This is a genomic window from Gordonia sihwensis (assembly GCF_029632925.1).
Taxonomy (GTDB): Bacteria; Actinomycetota; Actinomycetes; order Mycobacteriales; family Mycobacteriaceae; genus Gordonia; species Gordonia sihwensis.
The window spans coordinates 2,958,476-2,979,737 of sequence record NZ_CP121248.1 but is presented as its reverse complement, the minus strand read 5'-3'; the positions used below and the strand labels follow the sequence as shown (position 1 = coordinate 2,979,737).

The 21,262-nt window shown below is 67.5% G+C and carries 21 protein-coding genes, 1 tRNA gene and 1 other RNA gene; 17 read left to right on the top strand and 6 right to left on the bottom strand.

Features of this window, described 5'->3' with window-relative positions; genetic code table 11:
• The first annotated feature begins 1 nt into the window (after position 1).
• The 7 genes from ftsE (at position 2) to P5P27_RS14315 (ending at position 5,808) form a co-directional block, all read left to right on the top strand.
• Positions 2-688 carry a cell division ATP-binding protein FtsE gene (ftsE, locus tag P5P27_RS14345; protein WP_006898288.1) on the top strand — a complete coding sequence of 229 codons (687 nt, stop codon included), beginning with the start codon at positions 2-4 and terminating at the stop codon, positions 686-688.
• Positions 689-726: 38 nt separating this feature from the next.
• On the top strand, positions 727-1,632 hold the full coding sequence (ftsX, locus tag P5P27_RS14340) for a permease-like cell division protein FtsX (protein ID WP_006898289.1): 906 nt from the start codon (positions 727-729) through the stop codon (positions 1,630-1,632).
• 29 nt (positions 1,633-1,661) lie between these two features.
• Positions 1,662-2,135: an SsrA-binding protein SmpB gene (smpB, locus tag P5P27_RS14335; RefSeq protein WP_006898290.1), complete on the top strand. Its 474-nt coding sequence runs from the start codon at positions 1,662-1,664 to the stop codon at positions 2,133-2,135.
• Positions 2,136-2,138: 3 nt separating this feature from the next.
• Positions 2,139-2,894, top strand: coding sequence for an alpha-amylase family protein (locus P5P27_RS14330; protein ID WP_278124599.1), 756 nt, complete (start codon positions 2,139-2,141; stop codon positions 2,892-2,894).
• 95 nt (positions 2,895-2,989) lie between these two features.
• Positions 2,990-3,362, top strand: a transfer-messenger RNA (tmRNA) gene (gene ssrA / locus P5P27_RS14325).
• 81 nt (positions 3,363-3,443) lie between these two features.
• Positions 3,444-3,965, top strand: coding sequence for a hypothetical protein (locus P5P27_RS14320; RefSeq protein ID WP_278124597.1), 522 nt, complete (start codon positions 3,444-3,446; stop codon positions 3,963-3,965).
• Between the two features lie 106 nt (positions 3,966-4,071).
• On the top strand, positions 4,072-5,808 hold the full coding sequence (locus P5P27_RS14315) for a penicillin-binding transpeptidase domain-containing protein (protein ID WP_006898293.1): 1,737 nt from the start codon (positions 4,072-4,074) through the stop codon (positions 5,806-5,808).
• Between the two features lie 195 nt (positions 5,809-6,003).
• Here the strand turns inward: P5P27_RS14315 and P5P27_RS14310 are convergent, their stop codons facing one another.
• Entirely contained in the window at positions 6,004-7,026 is a 1,023-nt protein-coding gene (locus tag P5P27_RS14310) for an alpha/beta hydrolase family protein (protein ID WP_278124594.1), read from the bottom strand.
• A gap of 95 nt (positions 7,027-7,121) precedes the next feature.
• On the bottom strand, positions 7,122-8,768 hold the full coding sequence (locus tag P5P27_RS14305; protein ID WP_006898295.1) for a long-chain fatty acid--CoA ligase: 1,647 nt from the start codon (positions 8,766-8,768) through the stop codon (positions 7,122-7,124).
• Positions 8,769-8,916: 148 nt separating this feature from the next.
• On the opposite strand from P5P27_RS14305, the gene P5P27_RS14300 reads away from it, so the two are divergent.
• Both P5P27_RS14300 and P5P27_RS14295 read left to right on the top strand, forming a co-directional pair.
• The gene (locus P5P27_RS14300) at positions 8,917-9,495 is read left to right on the top strand and encodes a TetR/AcrR family transcriptional regulator (RefSeq protein WP_006898296.1); all 579 of its coding nucleotides are present in this window, start codon (positions 8,917-8,919) and stop codon (positions 9,493-9,495) included.
• A 19-nt stretch (positions 9,496-9,514) separates the two neighbouring features.
• Positions 9,515-10,282, top strand: coding sequence for an SDR family NAD(P)-dependent oxidoreductase (locus tag P5P27_RS14295; protein ID WP_278124590.1), 768 nt, complete (start codon positions 9,515-9,517; stop codon positions 10,280-10,282).
• Between the two features lie 33 nt (positions 10,283-10,315).
• Here P5P27_RS14295 and P5P27_RS14290 read toward each other — a convergent pair whose 3' ends face one another.
• Complete coding sequence (locus P5P27_RS14290) at positions 10,316-10,672, bottom strand: DUF488 domain-containing protein (protein ID WP_006898299.1); 357 nt, start codon at positions 10,670-10,672, stop codon at positions 10,316-10,318.
• A gap of 33 nt (positions 10,673-10,705) precedes the next feature.
• Positions 10,706-11,365 carry an alpha/beta fold hydrolase gene (locus P5P27_RS14285; RefSeq protein ID WP_278124586.1) on the bottom strand — a complete coding sequence of 220 codons (660 nt, stop codon included), beginning with the start codon at positions 11,363-11,365 and terminating at the stop codon, positions 10,706-10,708.
• Between the two features lie 42 nt (positions 11,366-11,407).
• Between P5P27_RS14285 and pgm the strand changes: the two genes are divergently transcribed.
• From pgm to P5P27_RS14265, 4 genes are all read left to right on the top strand, one after another.
• Positions 11,408-13,048 carry a phosphoglucomutase (alpha-D-glucose-1,6-bisphosphate-dependent) gene (gene pgm / locus P5P27_RS14280; RefSeq protein ID WP_278124584.1) on the top strand — a complete coding sequence of 547 codons (1,641 nt, stop codon included), beginning with the start codon at positions 11,408-11,410 and terminating at the stop codon, positions 13,046-13,048.
• 30 nt (positions 13,049-13,078) lie between these two features.
• Positions 13,079-13,807, top strand: coding sequence for a DsbA family protein (locus P5P27_RS14275; RefSeq protein WP_278124582.1), 729 nt, complete (start codon positions 13,079-13,081; stop codon positions 13,805-13,807).
• Between the two features lie 110 nt (positions 13,808-13,917).
• Positions 13,918-13,990: transfer RNA gene (locus P5P27_RS14270), tRNA-Ala, on the top strand.
• A gap of 561 nt (positions 13,991-14,551) precedes the next feature.
• Positions 14,552-14,914 carry a hypothetical protein gene (locus tag P5P27_RS14265; RefSeq protein ID WP_278124580.1) on the top strand — a complete coding sequence of 121 codons (363 nt, stop codon included), beginning with the start codon at positions 14,552-14,554 and terminating at the stop codon, positions 14,912-14,914.
• Positions 14,915-15,483: 569 nt separating this feature from the next.
• Here P5P27_RS14265 and P5P27_RS14260 read toward each other — a convergent pair.
• Positions 15,484-15,936 carry an anthrone oxygenase family protein gene (locus P5P27_RS14260; protein ID WP_278124578.1) on the bottom strand — a complete coding sequence of 151 codons (453 nt, stop codon included), beginning with the start codon at positions 15,934-15,936 and terminating at the stop codon, positions 15,484-15,486.
• An 86-nt stretch (positions 15,937-16,022) separates the two neighbouring features.
• Between P5P27_RS14260 and P5P27_RS14255 the strand changes: the two genes are divergently transcribed.
• The 3 genes from P5P27_RS14255 to P5P27_RS14245 all read left to right on the top strand — a co-directional run bounded on the left by P5P27_RS14255 (position 16,023) and on the right by P5P27_RS14245 (position 18,859).
• On the top strand, positions 16,023-16,592 hold the full coding sequence (locus P5P27_RS14255) for a TetR/AcrR family transcriptional regulator (RefSeq protein ID WP_278124575.1): 570 nt from the start codon (positions 16,023-16,025) through the stop codon (positions 16,590-16,592).
• Between the two features lie 26 nt (positions 16,593-16,618).
• Entirely contained in the window at positions 16,619-17,905 is a 1,287-nt protein-coding gene (locus tag P5P27_RS14250) for a glutaminase (RefSeq protein WP_006898275.1), read from the top strand.
• A gap of 105 nt (positions 17,906-18,010) precedes the next feature.
• Complete coding sequence (locus P5P27_RS14245; protein ID WP_278124573.1) at positions 18,011-18,859, top strand: 3-hydroxybutyryl-CoA dehydrogenase; 849 nt, start codon at positions 18,011-18,013, stop codon at positions 18,857-18,859.
• A 98-nt stretch (positions 18,860-18,957) separates the two neighbouring features.
• Here the strand turns inward: P5P27_RS14245 and P5P27_RS14240 are convergent, their stop codons facing one another.
• Positions 18,958-19,671 (bottom strand): TetR/AcrR family transcriptional regulator, encoded by a 714-nt coding sequence (locus P5P27_RS14240; RefSeq protein WP_278124571.1) that lies wholly within the window; start codon positions 19,669-19,671, stop codon positions 18,958-18,960.
• Positions 19,672-19,761: 90 nt separating this feature from the next.
• On the opposite strand from P5P27_RS14240, the gene P5P27_RS14235 reads away from it, so the two are divergent.
• Entirely contained in the window at positions 19,762-21,231 is a 1,470-nt protein-coding gene (locus P5P27_RS14235; RefSeq protein WP_062367795.1) for an MFS transporter, read from the top strand.
• The last annotated feature ends 31 nt before the right edge of the window (positions 21,232-21,262 follow it).

The window sequence follows — 21,262 nt, the reverse complement described above, 5'->3', positions numbered from 1 at the left end:
CGTGATCAAGCTGACGAATGTGACGATGCAATACGCAGCGTCTTCTCGCCCCGCGCTGGACGATCTGTCGCTGGAGGTCGAGAAGGGGGAATTCGCCTTCCTGATCGGTCCGTCGGGTTCCGGTAAGTCGACCTTCTTCCGGCTGCTGCTCAAGGAGGACAAGCCGACGTCCGGCGACGTGTACGTGGGGGATTTCCACGTGAACAAGCTCCGCAGCCGGGAGGTCCCGAAGCTCCGTCAGTCCATCGGCTGCGTCTTTCAGGACTTCCGCCTGCTGCAGCAGAAGACGGTGGCCGACAACGTGGCCTTCGCGCTCGAAGTGATCGGCAAGCCCGCGTCCACGATCCGGGAGGCGGTACCCGAGACCCTGGAGTATGTGGGTCTCTCGGGCAAGTCGGACCGGATGCCGCACGAGCTGTCCGGTGGTGAGATGCAGCGGGTGGCGATCGCGCGAGCCATCGTCAATCGTCCGGCTCTGCTCCTGGCCGACGAGCCCACCGGAAACCTCGACCCGGAGACCAGCGAGGAGATCGTCGAGGTTCTCGACCGTGTCAATCGCGGCGGCACCACCGTCGTCATGGCCACTCACGACCGCCACATCGTCGACGCGATGCGGCGCCGCGTGGTGGAGTTCGACAACGGGACCCTGGTGCGCAACGACGAGCACGGCGTCTACGGCATCGGCTGACACTTGACCTTCCACAGGCGGGAAACCAAAGGCATCACATGCGCTTGAACTTCATCTTCGGCGAGGTCTTCAACGGCTTCCGCCGCAACATCACCATGACCGTCGCGATGGTGCTCACCACGGCGATCACCCTCGGCATGCTCGGCGGCGGTCTGCTCGTGATCCAGATGGCCAACAAGAGCCAGAAGATCTTCCTCGACCGCGTCGAGATGCAGTTCTTCATCAACGACGCGGTCACCGCGAAGGATCCGAACTGCCTCGAGGCTCCGTGCACCACACTGCGCACCGACCTGGAGTCGGAGCCGGGAGTGGCGTCGGTGACATTCATCAGCCAGGAGCAGGCGTACAAGACGGCCAAGGAGTCGTGGGAGAAGGACTCGCCCGAGCTCGCCGACTTCATCCGCAAGGAGGCGTACCAGGGAGCGCTGCGCGTGCGGATGGCCGATCCCGACCGCTTCGGCGCGGTGCTCGACAAGTACTCGCGGGCCGAAGGCGTCGACGGAGTCCTCGATCAACGTGACCTGGTCAAACGTATCTTCAGCGTGCTCGACGGGGCGCGCAACGCGGCCTTCGCCATCGCCGCGGTCCTGGCCGTGGCCGCGATCCTGCTGATCGTCAACACCGTGCAGATCGCGGCCTATACGAGACGGACGGAGGTGTCGATCATGCGGTTGGTCGGCGCCACCAGGTGGTACACCCAGCTGCCCTTCCTGCTGGAGGCGGTGATCGCCGCGGTGGTCGGAGCGCTGCTCGCCATCGGCGGGCTGTTCCTGGCGAAGATATTCTTCTTCGACAAAGCGCTCGAAGACCTCTACGGTGTGAACATCCTGGCGCGCATCACGTCGGCGGACGTGTGGTTCGTGTCGCCGTGGCTGCTGTTGTCGGGCATCGTGCTCGCCGGCGTCACCGCGTACGGCACCTTGCGCGTCTATGTCCGTGAATGACGACTACATGAAGAATTCGGAGGTCTGCCGTGCCCAGGGATAAGGGTAAGTCGGTGATCGCGACGAACCGGAAGGCTCGGCACAACTACACGATTCTCGAGACCTTCGAGGCGGGGATGGTTCTCCAGGGGACCGAGGTCAAGGCGCTGCGCGAGGGCAAGGCGTCACTGGTCGACGCCTTCGCGACGATCGACGACGGTGAGGTATGGCTCAACGCCGTGCACATCGCCGAATACGGCAGCGGCACCTGGACCAACCACGCCCCCCGACGCAAGCGCAAATTGCTGATGCACCGTCGTGAGATCGACGGGCTCATCGGCAAGCTGCGCGACGGAAATCTGACGCTGGTTCCACTGTCGATGTACTTCTCCGACGGTTACGCAAAGGTGGAGCTGGCGCTCGCCAAGGGCAAGCAGGCGCACGACAAGCGCCGCGACATCGCCGAGCGGACCGCTAAACGCGAGGTGGAGCGGACTCTCGGCCGGCGCGTCAAGGGAATGTAGCGGTTGGCGGTTCCGCGCAGACTCTCCGGCATCGCGCTGACGCTTGTGGTCGCGGCGCTCACGGCCGCGGGCTGCGCCGACCGGGCACCGCAGGCGCAAGCGGTTCCCGAGGTGGGCTGGCTCGTCGCCGACCATTCGTGCGCGCCAGATCGGGTGCGGGCTCAAGCGGACGCCCTGGTGCGCACCGGTCTGCGCGACGTGGGGTTCCGCGAGTTGTTCATCGATTGCAATGACGAGGACCGCGCCCGGATCGACGCCGACTCGGGCGTTCGCGCCGATCTGGCCTCGCTCGGACTGCACATGCATCCGCTCCCGTCCGCGCAGCGACGCACGGTCGTCGACGCCGCGGCCGCTACTCCGTCCGGGCTCCGGACGGAGGTGACGCGGCGGGTGATGAGGGCCGAGCCCCTGGTGGTGACCGGAGATCTGCCTGCCGTGCCCCGTGGCACGGTCGAGATGATCCGGAACCCGGAGATCGGTGAGTTGGTCCGCGATCGCCGTGCGGCACCGGGCGCCGAGGTGAACGGCGATCCCGAGACGTACTCGCGGGCGATCGGTGAGCGGGGACTGCTGGTGTCGTTCACCAACACCGGACCCGTCGGCCGCGACATGTCGATCCCGATCGCCGATCTCGGCCTGGCCGGCGACGACGTGGTTCCGGCGCGTGAGGTCTGGTCCGGACGCCGCATCAAGGCCGAGGACGGGGAACTCACCATTCGGGTAGGAGCGGGCGACGCGGCACTGCTGCGGATCGGCTGAGCGACCCGAATGACGTCGCGACGAATACCGGGATGATTCTGTCGTCTCCGTTGGTTATCATTAGGTGTCCGCCAAAATCTGGAGGGCACCCCCTCGGGGCCGATCGGTTTCGACTACGTGCATCGAGGTGGGGGAAGCGTGTCGGTGCAGGCTAGAGACCACCGTAAGCGTCGCAGCAACCAATTAAGCGCCGATTCCAATCAGCGCGACTACGCTCTCGCTGCCTGATCAGCGAGGCTAGTCTGTCGGCCCGGTTCTAAGTTCCCGGAACCGGATGCCGGCATCAGCTAGGGAACTCACTGTCGCCGCCGGTCGCGGGCGTCGGCAGGACATCCAACAGCGACTGGGATCGTCATCCCGGCTTGTTCGCGAGACCGGGAGATCCGAGTAGAGACACAGCGGACTGCACACGGAGAAGCCCCACTGAAGTGGCGGAGGACCCGGGTTCAATTCCCGGCGGCTCCACGAGGTAAGGCCCCCGGTCGTCACCGACCGGGGGCCTTACTCATATCCGGCAGCTCATATCCGGCAGATCGCTAGGCTGCGTTGATGCAGATCACGAAATGGATCGGGACCGCGAGCTGGTGGGTCTTCGTCGTCGCTCGTCTCGTGGGAGAGATGGGAGAGCCGGTCGCCGGGACATCGCGCGATTTCGTCGGCCTCCTGCGGGTCGGCGGTGGATGGACCGCGTACACGCCGCTCACCGATGCGATCGCGACGAGGAACGTCGACACCGCCGCACCGAATGCGCTGATGCTGATCTCGCTGATCGCACTGGCAGTCACGGTGGCTGCGGGAGTGGTGCAGGCCGTGCTCAGTCGCCGTCTGCTCGTCGGCGTGATCGCGGTCGCGGCGCCGGTCGTCGGAGGTGTACTGGTCCTGTGGGCTCTCTACCACCGGACTGGGGCCGCAGGCGCAGTGCAACTCTCGTCGCTGTCGGTATTCGCCCTGATACTGACCGCCGCGGCTGTTCGCGGTCTCGGTACACAGCTCGGTGCGTATGGGAATCGGGCCGGGGCCGCGGCGCAGGCCGGACGAGGAGCGGACTCGACCGGCGGAGGATCCGCCTGACGGGGACGTCGTGTTCTTGCAGGTCGGCGACGGTGTGGTCGAGAAGACAGTGCCGGTGGCTGCTCGTGAGTTGCTCTGCCGGGCCGTGTCTCGGTTGACTTGAGAGATGCGCAGAATCGCCGTGGGCGTCGTCCTCATCCTGCTCGTCGCGCTCGCCACAGCGTGCGGAAGTGACCCGTCGCCGGCTCAGCGGCTGGCGGACGCGCTGAACGGCCGCGACATGACCGCCGCCGCCTCGGTGACCGACGATCCGGCGTCGGCCGAGAAGGCGTTCACAGCCAGCTTCGACGGGATGGGCGAGGCCAGGGTTCACGTGAGTGTCGGCGGCGAGGACGACGACGAACTGAACTGGTCGTGGTCGCTGCCGCACGGCCGGACCGTCGACTACACCACATCGGTCGCGGAGACGGGCGGCAAAGTCCGCTGGACGCCGCAGCTGATTCATCGAGACCTCAAGCACGGCGCTCGTCTGCTCTACAGCGATGACAAGACCTACGACGTCCCGGTCGTCGACCGGTCCGGTCGCGACCTCCTCACCTGGCAGGAGGTCACGGTGGTCTCGCTCGCCCCGGATCGGTCCGGGTCTGCGGAGGCACTCGCCGCGCGACTGCGGCCGGTGGCGCCGACGGTCACCGCAGCATCCGTGCGCGCAGACGTCAAAGGAAAGAAGGAACCGACCACGATCGTGACACTGCGCGCCGCGGACGCGAAGAAGGCCGGGGACCTCGCTTCCATTCCCGGCGTCACAGTCCGCAAGGAGGGACGCCTGCTCACCGCGTCGAAGGACCTGCGCTCTCCCGCGGTCGCCGGCCTCGAGGAGCAGTGGCGGAAATCGATCGACGCGGCGGCCGGCGCCACCGTGGCGATCGCCGACGCCGAGGGGAACCCGATCGGGCGCGTGAAGACATTCGACGGCCGGACTCCCGAGCGGGTGGAGACCACTCTCGACGTCGCCCTCCAGCGTGCGGCGAATGCCGCGGTCGCCACTTCGCGTCGCCCGACGATGCTGGTCGCGATCCGGCCGTCGACCGGAGGGATCCTGGCGGTGGCGCAGAACGAGGGAGCCGACCGGCAGGGGCCGGTGGCGTTGAGCGGTCTGTACCCGCCGGGCTCCACGTTCAAGACGGTCACCACGCTGGCCGCACTCGATGCCGGCGTCACGAAGCCCGATGCGATACTGCCGTGTCCCGGAAAGAAGCGGATCGGCGATCGCGTCATTCCGAACGAGAACGAGTTCGATCTCGGTGCCGTGCCGCTGCACACCGCGTTCTCGCGCTCGTGCAATACGACGATGGCGGCGCTGTCGGCCGAGTTGTCCGATACCGCGCTCACCGACACCGCGCGCTCGCTCGGGCTCGGCGTCGACTACACGATCCCCGGGCTCACCACCGTGACAGGCGCGGTCCCCGCAGCGAAGACCACTGCGGCGAAGGTCGAGAACGGGATCGGGCAGGGCACGGTCACCGCCTCGCCGTTCGGCATGGCGCTCGCGGAAGCGAGCCTCGCCGCGCGTCACACCGTCACGCCCACGTTGATCCAGGGACGCGCCACCGGGGAGAGTGCGCGGCCGTCGGAGATCTCGGCGTCGGCGGCCGCCGCACTCCGGACGATGATGCGCGAAACCGTCAGTTCCGGCACGGCGACCGCCTTGCGCGACATTCCGGGGCTCGGAGGCAAGACGGGGACGGCCGAGTACGGCGACAACACCCACTCGCACGGCTGGTTCGCCGGCATCGACGGCGACCTCGCCTTCGCGACCCTCGTCGTCGGCGGTGACAGCTCGGCGCCCGCGGTGCAGGTGAGCGGCGAGTTCCTGCGGGCGGCGAAAGCGGATCTGCCCTGACCCGGAGAAGCGAAGTGCCCCGCCGTGGGCGGGGCACTTCGTCGAATCGGAGGGGCGCTTACTGAACGCCGGAGAAGACGGTCTTCAGAAGCTCGAACACGTGAGGATGCTCAACGATTGCCGTCCACAGTGCTGCGTCCATAGGTATCTCGCCTTTCTAAGGGGATTCGAGGCTTACATCCCCACTTTACGTGGTCATTGCGAATGCCGTTTCGCGAAGACGCGCAGCGCGTCCAAATAGCCCGGTGCGTACACCGAAGACGGCGCGAACCTGGTGCGTGCCGCGACACGGAAATCGTCTCGGTACTCGATTCCCTCCCGCGTGATGCTGTGAGTGGCGTCGTCGAACCGCTTCACGGTCAGCAGATCCGGCCGGACGGTGCGGCGGTAGACGGACTCGGTCTCGTCCACGTCGACGGTGCGGTCGTCGCCCCCGAGCACCAATAGGAGCGGAACTGCGATGCCCGGCAGGGACGCCGTCGCATCCGACCGGAGGTTGCGTTCGGCGAAGCCCCACTGCGCGGGGGGCATCGGCTCCGGATCGATCCCGGAACGCCGGTACGCGGCGTACCCGGCACCCTCTTCCAACAGGCGCACCCGCTGGGCCCGGCGTGCCAGTTCCGCCGACGCCTCCGGAGCCGGGGCGCCGTGTGCGGACAAGTCGGACCGCAGCGCGAACTCGTGCTGCCGGAGCCAGTTGACCGCCGGCCCCACCAGGACGGCGAATCGCACGTCATTGCGCGCCGCGAGCACCTCGGGCACCACCCATCCGGCCTGTCCGTCGCCCCAGACGCCGATGCGGGTGGTATCGATGTCGGGGCGCGTGTAGGCCCACGAGACAGCGGCCTCGACCTCCGTCTCACGGTCGTGCATCGATTGGTCGAGCCAGTCTCCGGGCGCGCCGCCGACCCCCGGTTTGTCCCACGACAGCGTTGCGAATCCGGCCTTCGCGTACGCGTCCCAGAGCGGCTTGTAGGTGTCGTCGCGACTGGCGTTCGCCGGCCCGTCACCGTGGACGAACACCACGAGCCCGTGCGGTCCCTCGCTGTTGACAGGCGTCGCGAGCACCGCGTGCAGTTCGCCGCGGGGACCTTCGATCGTGACCCGTTCCTCGTGGATCGCGAAATCGCCCGCCACCAGGATCCACACGGTACCGCCGAGGACGAGCGCTGCGATCGTGCCGAGCGCCGCCAACGCCAGCTTCTTCCTGCGGCTCACTCAGGCGAGTCTAGACGGAGGTCGCCGCGCACTCGAAGGCCCGACCGTCGCGTGGACGGTCGGGCCTTCGAGAGCGGGTGGCCTGCGGGCGGCGTCTACGCGTCGGGTTCGCCGAGCACCGTGTAGTCGCCGTCGGCGTAGTGCTGACGGACGCGCTTCTTGTCGAACTTGCCGACCGAGGTCTTGGGCACCTCGGTGACGAACGACCACCGCTCGGGGATCTGCCAGCGCGGGATGCGGTCCTCGAGGAACTTACGGTGCGCCTCCACGTCGGCGTCCGCCTCATCGCGGACCACCGCGAGCACGAACGGCCGCTCGTCCCACTTGGCGTCCGGGACGCCGATGACGGTCGCTTCCACGACCGCCGGATTCGACGCGATCACGTTCTCCAGTTCCACCGACGAGATCCACTCGCCTCCGGTCTTGATGATGTCCTTGGCGCGGTCGACGATCGTCATGTACCCGTCGGGTGTGATGGTCGCGACGTCGCCGGTGCGCAGCCAGCCGTCGTCGAACTTCGACGGATCGGCGACGTTGCCGTCGGGCTGGTAGTACGAGCCGGTGATCCACGGGCCGGACACCTCCAGTTCACCGCGAGCCTCGCCGTCCCACGGCTGCTCCTGGCCGTCGTCGCCGACGATCCGTGCGGCGACCGGAGCGGGGAAGCGGCCCTGGGTGACCCGATAGGCGAAGGCGGCGTCCTCGTCCTCGACGCCGGCCGGGGGCCGGGAGATGGTCCCCAGCGGGGAGGTCTCGGTCATGCCCCAGGCGTGCACGATCTTGACGCCGTAACCGTCGAACTTGGTGATCATCGACGGCGGGACCGCCGCACCGCCGACGACCACCTCGCGCAGGTGGGTGATGTCCTGCGGCTTCGCATCGAGCAGTGCCGACACACCCTGCCAGATGGTCGGCACCGCGGCGGCGAGCGTCGGGCGGGTCTCGGCCATCATCGCCAGCAGCGGCTCCGGCTGCAGGAAGCGGTCGGGCATCACCAGGGTCGCGCCGGCCATCATCGCCGCGTACGGCAGCCCCCACGACATGACGTGGAACATCGGGACGATCGCGAGCATCGTGTCGTGATTCGACAGACCCATGCCGCTCGTCGACGTCCCGAGGAGCGAATGCAGGTAGATGCTGCGGTGCGAGTAGACGACTCCCTTCGGGTCGCCGGTGGTACCCGAGGTGTAACACATGACGGCGGCGTCGGTTTCGTCGAGCTTCGGCCAGTCGTAGGTCGTCGGCTCGCCGGCGATCAAATCGTCGTAGGCGTGCACGGTGACGCCTTCGGGTGCGGTCAGCGACTCGACGGGGCCGTTCGCCACGACGACGTGCTTCACATTGGGTGTGCCGGTCAGATACTGCGACAGCATCGGCGCGACGGACGCGTCGACGAAGATCACCTTGTCGTCGGCGTGATTGATGATGAATACGGCCTGCTCGGGCGAGAGTCGCAGGTTCAGGGTGTGCAGAACGGCGCCCATCGACGGCACGCCCGCGTACAGCGCCTGATGCTCGGTGTTGTTCCACATGAAGGTCGCGACCCGATCGCCCCTGGCGACGCCCAGCTTGGTCAGCGCGTTGGCGATCTGTGCGCCCTGGTCGCCGATGTCGGCGAACGAGGCCTCACGGGTGCCCTCTCCGGTCCAGGTGATCACCTTCGCCTCGGGGAACACTCGACGGCTGTACTCGACCAACCCCGAGATCAACAGATCTCCGTGCTGCATCGTCGTCTGGACCATGTGCTGTCTCCTTCACGCTGTTCGCACGCGCAGTGCCACCGGAATGTCGATGATGTGAATCGGTTCACTCTCGTGATCGATTGTTCCCCGAACTACAGTCAAATTATGCATCATTTCGTTCGAATGATGCAGAGGCGGGAGATTGACGGTGATCGATCCGGAGGTCGTCCTCGACGCGGCGCGTGAGGTCTTCATCGCGGACGGCGGGATCGAGGTCGGGGAACTGGCTCAGACGGTGGGTGTGAACCGGACCACACTCTACCGTCGATGGGGTGGGCGCGACGGCTTGTTGGCCGAGGTCATCTGGTCGATCACCGAGCCGACGATCGCCGCCGCCGCGCGGCGAGCACCTGGCCGCGGAGCGGAGAAGATCGCGAGAACGATGGGGGAGTTCGCCGCCATCGTCAACGGCTCGGTGCATTTCGGAACGTTTCTGCGACGTGAGCCCGAGCGGGCGCTCCGACTGATGACCACGCACGCCGGTGGCGTCCAGCCGCGCATCGTCGGCAAGATCCGCGAACTGGTGCAGGCGGAGATCGATGCGGGGGAGATGTCCTCGCCGCTGCCGATCGACGATCTGGCACTCATCCTCGTCCGCATCACCGAGACGTTCGTCTACACCAACCTCATCACCGGTCGCGAGCCGGACGCGGCGAAGGCGTCGCAGGCCTGTGCCGCCATTCTCGGCGTCGGGCTGCTATCCGACGACCCGAACGAAATCACCTGAGAGCAAGGAGATCACAGCCATGTCGACAATCCTCGACACCTTCCGTCTCGACGGCAGGGTCGCCCTCGTGACCGGCGCGTCCAGCGGACTCGGCGTAGGCTTCGCGAAGGCGCTCGCCGACGTCGGCGCCGACGTGGTCCTGGCCGCGCGGCGCGCGGACCGCCTCGCCGACACCGGGGCCGCGATCGAGGGCATGGGACGGCGTGCGCTCGCCGTCACCACCGACGTCTCCGACCCCGAGCAGTGCACCGCCGCGGTCGACGCGGCGATGGCCGAGTTCGGGCGCGTCGATGTGCTCGTCAACAATGCCGGCGTCGGCTGGTCCGCGCCGGCGCTGCGCGAGAAGCCCGAGGACTTCCGCCGGGTGATGGAGATCAACGTCAACGGCTCGTACTGGATGGCCCAGGCGTGTGCCCGGGTGATGCGGCCGGGCAGTTCGATCGTCAACCTCGCGAGCGTGCTGGGACTCACCTCGGTTCTGATGCCGCAGGCCGCGTACTCGGCCAGCAAGTCCGCGGTCATCGGTCTCACCCGGGACCTCGCGCAACAGTGGACTCCCCGCAAGGGCATCCGGGTGAACGCGCTGGCGCCGGGCTACTTCGAGTCGGAGATGACCGGCGAGTTCGCCGAGGGCGTCCTGGACGAGTACGTGGTTCCGCGCACGCTGTTCGGCCGGATCGGGAATCCGGGGGAACTCGACTCCGCGCTGGTCTTCCTCGCGTCGGACGCCAGCAGTTACATCTCGGGTCTCACGCTGCCCGTGGACGGTGGGATGCTGACGAACTGACGATCCGGGCCGACTCGGCGGGCCAGCGCTCGCTCAGCGGACGCCGTGGTCGGCGAGCGCCGCGACGATCGTCGGGACGTGACTGGTGGACGGGTCCTTGGTGGCCGTCGCGAGCTCCAGGTCGCCGTCGGTTCCGAGGCGCACCAGTTCGGCGAGCGCGTCGGCCTGCGGTCCCGGCTCGTCCAATTCCGCTCGATAGCGTGCGGAGAACGCGTCGTACTCGTCGGGGTGCGCGTGATACCACTTGCGCAGATCGTTCGACGGGGCCACCTCTTTGAGCCAGCGGCCGATGCGAGGGTCGTCCTTGTGCACTCCGCGCGGCCACAGTCGGTCGACGAAGACGCGGTGGTCGTCGGGGTCGTCGTAGACGCGGGCGATGGAGACGGTCACGTGGGTGTCCTTTCGCCGGTGGTGATTCCGACGTTACGCCGTCGTGCCCGCGACCGAGCGACGGTCGGCGGCCAGTGCGTCGGCGACGAACCGCAGGGCGCTGCCCTGCCAGAGCCCGATGTGGTCGAGCATCGGATGGCCGCCGTCCGGCACCGCGAGGTATTCGGCGTCGAGTCCGCGGGCCGCGAGCTCGGCGATGCCTTTCGCGGTGCGCCGGGCCCGCGTGACGGTGTCGGCCTCGCCGTGCACGGCGCGAACCCGTGCGCCGGGCTGGATCTGCCGCCAGTCGGCGAACTGCCACCACGGCGCGAGGGCGAGGATGTCGGTGACCCGCTCGTCGTCGCCCAACTGCGCGGCGATCCGGCCGCCCATCGAATGGCCGATGACGGCGATCGGGACGCCCGGGTAGTCGGCCGCGAGACGGTCGAGAGCGGCCCGGGCGTGGGGCATCGGGCTGGCCTGTCCGCCATTCCAGCCGTAGACCCGGTACTGCACCTGACGGACGCGGACCCGCGTGCCGAAGCGCATCTGGATCGACGCGGTGAACGGGTACATCCGCAGAGCCGAGCCCTGAACTCGGGAGAAGGGCCGGTAGCTGAAATCGGTTCCGCCGGGGAGCACGAGAACGGCCAGTTCCGGATCGCGGACGGCGGCGCGCACCGGTGTCAACAGCATGTTCGCCAACTGCAGCATTCGCCCAGACTATCCGGAGAAACCGGTGGCAGAATCGACGGCATGGCACACCCGAGAGCAGGAACGCCCGCGACCGCAGACGACCTCATCGACGTGGCAGCCGTCGAACGCGCCTACTACGACATCACCCCCGATCCCGCGAACCCCGACCAGCGAGTGGTCTTCGGCACGTCCGGGCATCGCGGATCGAGTCTGGACGGCGCGTTCAACGAGGCGCACGTGCTGGCGATGACGCAGGCCATCGTCGAACACCGGCGGAAGGCGGGTGTCACGGGGCCGGTGTTCATCGGCTTCGACACGCACGCGCTGTCGATGCCCGCGTGGCGGTCGGCGCTGGAGGTGCTCGTCGGCAACGAGGTCACCGTGTTCACCGCCGACGGTGACGAGTTCACGCCGACGCCCGCGGTGTCGCGCGCCATCCTGCGGTTCAACTCGGAGGAACTCGGGGCGGTGGCCGACGGGATCGTCGTCACGCCGTCGCACAACCCGCCCGCCGACGGCGGATTCAAGTACAACCCGCCCAGCGGCGGACCGGCCGACACCGACATCACCTCGGCGATCGCGGCCCGGGCGAACGAACTGCTGGCGGACGGGCTGTCGGGCGTCCGGCGGGTGCCCTTCGAGCGAGCGCGGCGGTCGGAGCGGGTGATCGACTACCCCTTCCTGGGCGAGTACGTCACGGCGCTTGACGAGGTGGTCGACATGGACGCGATCCGCGCCGCCGACGTCCGGATCGGCGCCGACCCACTCGGTGGGGCATCGGTGGCCTACTGGGGCGAGATCAAGGACTACTACCGTCTCGACTCGATGACCGTGGTGAACCCGAAGACCGACCCGGCGTTCGGTTTCATGACGCTCGACACCGACGGAAAGATCCGGATGGACTGCAGCTCGCCCAATGCGATGGCCTCGCTGATCGCGGCGCGAGAGTCGTACGACATCGCCACCGGCAACGACGCGGACGCCGACCGGCACGGCATCGTCACCGCCGACGCCGGGCTGATGAACCCGAACCACTACCTGGCGGTGGCGATCGACTACCTGTTCACTCACCGTGAGGAGTGGAGCGAGGCGGCGGCCGTGGGCAAGACCCTCGTCTCGTCGTCCCTGATCGATCGGGTGGCCGCGGGTCTGGGTCGCACACTCGTCGAGGTGCCTGTCGGATTCAAGTACTTCGTCGACGGTCTGCTCGACGGCACCATCGCGTTCGGCGGTGAGGAGAGTGCCGGCGCCTCGTTTCTGACGGTGGCCGCCCGCCCGTGGTCGACGGACAAGGACGGCATCATCATGGATCTGCTCGCCTGCGAGATCCTGGCCGTCACCGGGCGCACTCCATCGGAGCGGTACCGCGAACTGGCCGAGGAGTACGGTGAGTCCGCTTACGCGCGCATCGATGCGCCGGCCGATCGAGAGCAGAAGGCGCGGCTGGCGGCGCTGTCGGCGGACCAGGTGCACGCCGACGCCCTGGCCGGCGAGCCGATCACCGCGATCCTCACCGAGGCGCCTGGCAACGGCGCGCCGATCGGGGGACTCAAGGTGACCACGGAGAACTCCTGGTTCGCGGCGCGTCCGTCGGGGACCGAGGACGTGTACAAGATCTACGCGGAGTCGTTCCGCGGCGCCGACCATCTCGCCGAGGTGCAGTCGGAGGCGCAGTCGCTGGTCGATTCGGTGCTCGGCTGATCCTGGACGGGTCCCGCTAAGGTCGACATCGTGACGAACGGTGACAAGCCCCGCGAGAACCCCGACTACCAGCCGCAGTCCGCCGGCCCGTCGTCGTATCTGTTCATCGGGATCGGACTGCTGGTGGTCGCAGCGCTGGTGATCGGCGGCTTCATCTGGATGACGCACAAGACGTATCCGCCGGTCGACGACAAGGTCCTCGCCGAGAACGCCTCGTTCATCGTCGGAGAGAAGACGGCTCCGGAGACCATCGACGTGTTCGAGGACTTCCACTGCGAGCACTGCAAGAAGTTCGAGCAGCAGTCGGGCGCCGCGATCCAGCAGGCCGTCGTCGACGGCAGGATTCGCGTGCGCTATCACATGCTGAACTTCCTCGACAAGGATTCCGGGTCGGGCGACTACTCCTCGCGGTCGGCCGGTGCGGTCCTGTGCGTCGCGCACAACGACGGCCGCGACGTCTTCTGGAAGCTGCACTCGCAGCTGTTCGAGAAGTCGGGAGACGACCTGACGAATCAGCAGATCGCCGACCTCGCCGCCGCCGACGGCGCCGGTGCGGCGACGCGCGACTGCATCGCCTCCGGACGACTGGTCGACGAGGCGCGGGCGATGTCGGACGCGTCGAAGCAACAGCTGAGCAACTCCACCGAGGGGCAGGTCGCCACCCCGACTGTCTTGCTGGCCGGCAAGCAGGTGGAGAACATCATGGACGGCACCGCATGGCTTGACAAGATCATCGCGGGCCAGAAGCCCACCGGGTAGCGTCGGCCGGCAAGTGCCGCCGACCAGCCGATTTGGCCGGGTGATGCGCGTGCGGTAACTTAGCTAGCGCACTCGGAGAGGCAAACGATCCGGTGCGCACAAGTGAACACGGGGCTATGGCGCAGCTGGTAGCGCACCACACTGGCAGTGTGGGGGTCAGGGGTTCGAGTCCCCTTAGCTCCACCGTAGGAAACCCGCTCTGACCTCGGTCAGAGTGGGTTTCGTCGTTGGTGGGGTCGTTGCCTACCCCGCCGGATTGCCTAGCTATCGCCTACGGCCTTGGAAGATATCTCGGCGGCCTGGTGCCGGTCGTCGGACACCCGCCGTGGGCGGCGATGGTCATTCGATCGCTGTGGCCGTGTCAGACGACGACTGGAGACTACCGAACAGGACCGACGATCTACCCTCGACGGCACGCAACGCGGGCCCCTCTGCCTCGGCGTGGTCGAGAAGTCGGGTCACCGCCTTTGCGAGGCCGGACGGATCGCCGGTCCGGGATGGCAGTGTAGTCGCCCTCCGATCTTGTGGAGCTAAGGGGACTCGAATCCCTGATCCCCACACGCCAGTTTGAAAGACATTGTGCGCGGGTGGCTTTCGCGTCGCTCGGAGTCTCATCTACCGGGACTTGCACGTCCTCGGGCGTCGGCGCGTGGCCTGCCGCCGCAGGACACGGTTAGGACGCACTAACGGCTGTTCTACGTACTGCCCCATGGCAGCGGCCGGCGGCGGATAGTGTCGTGAGCCGTGGGTGATTCAATGTTGAGCGGGACTGAGGCAGTCGAAATTGCCAGCGAGCTACCAGGGGTCCGTGCATGGGTGTCGCCTATCACCATCACTCCCCTCGGGTTGGGCTTCAGCATCTACGCGAAAACGGACGTTCGCGGCGTTCGCTACGAGGTGTCGGCGTCGACTGAACTCGCGGGCGAAACAGTATGGATCGGCGGCAGCAACTCGGCCTCGACCAAGTTCTCTATGACACAGCTGTGGTGGAAAGTCGACCCGGACCAGGTCCAGTGGCCGCTGGCGATCCGAATTTTTGAGGCTGACGGCCACGACCCGGCAGACCGGCGGCACATCGAGACGTTAACCGCCGCCCGCCAACCCTGACCGATGACGAACGGACGCGCCGATTGCTCGGCGGGTCAAGTCAGCTCCCGCCGACCCGCTCGCAAGATCCGCGAGGTAGGCGTCGGCACGCGCACCGCTCAGGGCCCGCAGCGACCTCAGGGCGTCGAGAGCGTGACCTACGCCGACTACTCGCACGAGGGCCTGACCGGGCCGTTTTCGGAGCCGCGACCAGATGAGCGGTTCAGGATTCAGGTCAAGTATCAATCTGACCCGATATCAACTGCCGCACCGGACTCTGAAGTCGATCTGTCACCAGCGAGTACGCGATGTTTGTCCTCATGACGCCTGCGATCCCTCGCTGATCGAGCGCACGCCCTCGAATCGAAGACTCGGGCCGAGCGGGCGGGACTGCCACATAATGCGCGCAGTCACCACCTCCATCGGATGGTGGCCGACCAGACTCAGCCGACGAACGAGATCGAACAGGTTCGTTCGACCCGGAAGAAGATCCGTCGTCAGGTGATCGAGACGGTGACGAGGCAACCGCTGCGCTTCCGTCTCGCCGAGGAGGCGTGTCGCTCTCCAACTGGACGGTGAGTGATCGCTCCTCAACCGACGGTCGCCGCGACGGCGACCAAGACGAACGCCGCGACGATGACCGCGAGCCTGACGTAGTGGAAGCTGTCCCAGCGGCGGGTCTGCTCCCGCCAGTCGTCGGGGTGGTTGTCCGGGGTCCAGCCCGCGGAGCGGTTGTTGATGGGAACGAGAAGCGTGATCGACAGGATCACGCTCAGTGCGAGCAGCACGGCCGCGGTCAGCGCGAGTGCCGCCGCCGACGTACCCCAGGAGGCGGCCGCGAGAGCGGCGGCGAGGATGAGCGATCCGAAGTACCAGAACGGCATCACTCGTCCGAGCATGCGGGCGCCGTGCGCGCGAGCGGCCATCGAGGCGTCGGCGGGCAGGGCGAGCGTGATCGGGTTGATGACGAAGGCGACGGAGAATTCGACCCCGACCATGACGCCGATGACGATGGTGGCGAGAACTGCGAGTACAGGGGACATGCCGACTCCAAAATCTAGCGACACTAGAATTTCTAGTAATGCTAGGGTAGGCCTCGTCGGGCCGGAGAGCAATAGGCGGAGCGGATATGGCTGAGCGGATGTCGCGTCAGGAACGGTACGAACAGCGGCGCCGCGCGATCCTGGACGCGGCCCGCGAGAGAGCCGACGCCGACGGTTGGGCGGCTGTCACCACGCGGCACCTCGCCGACGCGATCGGCTACACCCAGCCAGTGCTCTACGGTCACTTCCCGGGCGGGAAGGCGGAGATCATGCTGGCAGTGGCGCTCGAGGGCTTCGTCGAGCTGACCCGGCGGTGCCGTACCGCTCTCGACGAGGGCGGCGACCGCGGCGCGGTCGAACCCGTGGCCGAGGCCTATCTGAAGTTCAGCCGTGACCATCCCGCGGTCTACGAAGCGATGTTTCAGCAGGCCATCGACGCCGAGTTCGCCAGTGCCGACTCGCCGGCGGACCTGCGGGCGGGATTCGAGGTGCTGGCGGAGACGATCGGCGACGACGAGGGCGGCGCGGCCACCGAGGTCTTCTGGGGTGCGCTGCACGGAATCACGGTCCTGGAGCGCGCCGGCCGCATGAGGCCCGAACATCGCGCGCAGCGGATCGCGGAGTTGAGCAGCCGTTACGCCGTGCGGCGGCGCTGACCGCCGCGTCGACGTACGCTGCGCATGTGCGCTCTCCGATTCCCGACTATCTCGCCGAAGCTCTCGGTTCTGTCGAGTTCGACCAGTCCGGCGCCACAGCCGACTACATCCCCGAACTGGCCGACGCCGACCCCGACCGGCTGGCCGTGTCGTTCTGCACCGAGGACGGCCGCCGCTACTCGCAGGGCGACGCCGACGTCGAGTTCAGCATTCAGTCCATCTCCAAACCGTTCGTGTACGCGCTCGCCCTGGCCGATCGGGGATTCGACGAGGTCCTCGCGAAAGTGGGAGTGGAGCCTACCGGCGACGCCTTCAACGAACTCTCGCTCGAACCCGGCACCGGCCGCCCGCTGAACCCGATGATCAACGCCGGCGCCATCACCGTGCACACTCTCGTCGGACCGCCGGGCGCGACGCCGGAAGCGCGCAACGAGCGGATCGTGGACGGGCTCAGTGCCTTCGCCGGACGTCGCCTGCGTGTGGACCAGCGGGTGTACGAGTCGGAGATCTCATGCGCCTACCGCAACCGGGCGCTGGCGAACATGTTGCGCGCCAACGAGATCATCGATGAGGGGCCGCTGGTGGCCGTCGCCGGATACACGCGGCAGTGTTCGTTGTTGGTCACCGTCGAGGATCTGGCGATGATGGCGGCGACGCTGGCCAACAGGGGCGTCAATCCGGTGACGGGTGCGCCGGTGGTGCCGGCCGCGGTGGTGCGCCAGACGTTGAGCGTCATGGCCACGTGCGGAATGTACGACGGCGCAGGCGACTGGATGACCCGCGTCGGGATCCCGGCGAAGAGCGGCGTCTCGGGTGGTCTGATCGGCGCACTTCCCGGTCAGGCCGGCATCGCGACCTTCTCTCCTCGGCTCGACCGGCACGGCAACAGCGTGCGCGGCGTCGATCTGTTCCGGCGCTTCACATCCGATATGGGAATGCACCTGATGGAGGTGCCGCCCGCGGGCCCGTCGGTGGTGCGCAGTCGCCGCGAGTTCGGTCACGGACCGTCGGGTGTCGAGGTGGTGTCGCTGCAGGGGGAGATCCGGTTCGCCGGCGCCGAACGCATCGTCCGGGAGTTGGCGGACGCGCCGCCGACGCGCAAGCGGGTCGCGATCAACCTCATGCGGGTCAGTTCGGTCGGCGACGTGGGACGCCGCATGATCCTGGAGGCGGTCCGCCGACTGACTCTCGACGGCCACGACGTCTACCTGATCGATCCCGACCGCGTGTTGCCCGATCCCGACCCCGGCGAGGGCGGCCGGGTAACCGTGGTGAGCGGCCGCGACGACATCCGGCGCCTGATGAGCAAGTGAGGCCGATCCGGACCCCTGCTCGTCCCGTCGCGGCAGGCAACTACGCTGTGCGTCGACAGTATTGTTCCGGCCGTCGTCGCGGCGGCCCTGCGGTTTGGAGTACTTGTGAATCTCATCGGCGTTATCGGCGGCGGAACCATGGGAGCTGGCATCGCTGAGGTGTGCGCGAAGGCCGGCAGCGACGTGCTGGTGCTCGAGACGAAGCAGGAGTTCGCCGATGCGGCGGCGGAGCGCATCGCGAAGTCGATCGGGCGCGGTGTCGCCAAGGGCAAGATCTCGCAGGAGGACGCCGACGCGGCCATCGCACGCGTGAAGGTGACCCTCGACGTCGACGAGTTCGCCGACCGCGAACTGGTCATCGAAGCGGCACCCGAGGTCGAGTCGATCAAGCACGACATCTTCGCCAAGCTCGACGCCGTGGTGAAGCCGGAGGCCATCCTCGCCACCAACACCTCGTCGATCCCGATCATCAAGATCGCCGCCGCCACCAGCCGTCCCGAGCGCGTCGTCGGCGTCCACTTCTTCAACCCGGTCCCGGTGATGCCGCTGGTGGAGATCATCTCCGCGCTCACCACCGCGCCGGAGACCGCCGCCGCGGTCACCGACTACGCCAATAACGTGCTCGGCAAGACCACCGTGCAGGCCGGCGACCGCTCGGGCTTCATCGTCAACGCGCTGCTGATCCCGTACCTGTGCCAGGCGATCCGGATGTACGACTCGGGCTACGCCAGCGCCGAGGACATCGACGCCGCGATGAAGGGCGGGTGCGGTTACCCGATGGGCCCGTTGACCCTCTGCGACACCGTCGGCCTCGACATCTGCCTGGCCGCCGCCGAGTCGCTGTACGCGGAGTTCGCCGAGCCGCACTTCGCGCCGCCGGCACTGCTGCGCCGCATGGTCGACGCGGGCCGTCTCGGCCGCAAGAGTGGCCGCGGCTTCTACGACTACAGCTAGCCGATACCCGCACGGAACCCCTCGGCCGGAATCCCGGCCGAGGGGTTTCGTCGTATCCGGGCAGCTTTGGCGCCCGACAGTCTCTGCGCCAGACCGTCTCAGCGACCGTCCGCCTGCAACCGGAGTCCGGACAGCAGCAGGTCGAGGCCGGCGCGGAACTGCTCGGCGTCGTCGTGCACGGCGAACTCGTCGACGGTGTAGTGGATGAACGGATACCGATCGGGGTCGAGGGATCGCCACTGGTCGGCGAAGTGCTCGATGTACTCCGAGCGGCTCATCGTGCCGTCGAGCACGGCCGCAGGCGGCTGCTGTCCGAGGTCGGTGGCCGTTCCGATGACGAATCCGAGAACGGCCGAGACACCGTGGAAGGTCTCTCGCGGACTGAGGCCCAGCCGCATCACATGACGGCCGAGCCGCTCGTACATCTGCAGTCCGTTGGGCTGGGTGCCGGTGTCGCGCATCAGGTATCCACCCAGCCAGGGCCGGTCGACCACGGTGTCGAACAGCGCGACTGCCACCGCCCGGAGGTCGGCGATCGGATCGTCGGTGTCGTCGAAGTCATTGGTCCGGATGAGCACCTCGCCGAGCACGTGGTCGGCGGCCCGGTCGAGCAGTTCCTCCTTGCTCGAGACGTACCAGTAGATGCTTGCGACGCCGCCGCCCAGGCGTGCCGCGAGCGCGCGGAAGGTCAGCGCGGACTCGCCCGACTCGTCGAGCAGTGCTACGGCCTCTCCGATCACCGTGTCCATCGAATGGGAAGCGCGGCGGCGACCTGCTCGTCGCTGCGGGCGGTCGTGCTCGGGAACAGTCATGAATCCTCCTCCCTTGCATCTTATCGAACGCCGTTCTATTGTATCGAACAAGGTTCGATAACCGAACATCGTTCGATAAGGAGGTGTCTCATGACTGACGTCGCCGAGACCTCGCGCTCCGGGACCGCACGATCCCGGACCTACACATCCGTCCGTGCCGCCTGGATGCCGATGGCCGCCCTGTGCCTTGCGTTCTTCGTCGAGATGGTCGACAACACGTTGCTCTCGATCGCACTGCCGACCATCGGGCGTGATCTGGGCAGCGGCACCACCGCACTCCAATGGGTCACGGGCGCCTATTCGCTGACCTTCGGGGGTCTGCTGCTGACCGCCGGATCGATGGCCGACAAACTGGGGCGACGACGGGTTCTGCTCGTCGGGCTCGCCGCCTTCGGCGTGATCAGCCTCGGAGTTCTCGCCGTCTCCTCGACGGGCGAACTGATCGCCCTTCGCGCGCTGCTCGGCGTCGCCGCTGCCGCGATGGCCCCGATCACCAACTCGCTGGTCTTCCGCCTCTTCGACGACGCGGCGCTCCGCATGCGCGCGATGACGCTGATGATCGTCGTCGGCATGAGCGGCTTCATCCTCGGTCCGGTGCTGGGCGGAACGGCGCTGGCACACGTCGGCTGGGAATGGCTTCTCCTGGTCAACGCCCCGATCGCGCTGATCGCGTGGATCGGTGTCCGGCTCGGGGTCCCCGCCGACGATCCGCAGGATCTCACCGGAGATCGTCTCGATCTGCCGGGCGCGGCCCTGAGCATTCTCGCGATCGGTCTCGGGTGCTACACCCTCACCGCGGGTGTGGAGCACGGCTGGACGTCCGGCCCGGTATGGGCGTCGGCGGTCGGGGCGGCGGTCGCCCTCGGCGCCTTCGTGTGGCATGAGCGCCGCACCCCCGAACCGATGCTCGACCTCGGCGTCTTCGCCGACGGCACCGTGCGGGGAGCGGCGATCGCGCAGGTGGGTACGTCGATCGCGATGGCCGGTGTGATGTTCGGCCTGATTCTGCACTTCCAGTACGCGTACGGGTGGAGTCCGATGCGGGCGGGACTGGCGAACCTGCCCCTCATCATCACGATGATTCTCGCGACCCCGCTCTCGGAGTACCTGGCGAAGAGATTCGGTCATCGGATCGCGTGTGTGATCGGCGCCGGATTCCTCGCGGGCTCGCTCGCCGGACTCGCGTGGGCCGTCGACCACGGTTACCCGGCGATCGCCGTCTTCATGGTGACGCTGACGATCGGTCTGCGGACGGTGATGACGATCTGCGCGGTGGCGCTGGTCGGAGCGATGCCGAGCAACCGGACGTCGATCGGCACCGCGCTCAACGACAGCGCGCAGGAGATCGGCACCAGCGTGGGCACCGCGGTGATCGGCACGATGATCGCCGCGCTGGTCACGACCAGTCTGCCGCCGGGCGTGTGGGGCAGCGACCTCGTCGCCTCGTTCTTCCGCGGCGAGCGCATCGCATTCGCGGTGCTCGCGGTGGTGGTCGGGGTGGTCTCCGTGTGGGGTGCGTCGGCGTTGACCGATTCGCGAGCCACCGACGAGCACCCGTGAGCCGCCCCGTCGAGCGCGCGCCCGCGGATGC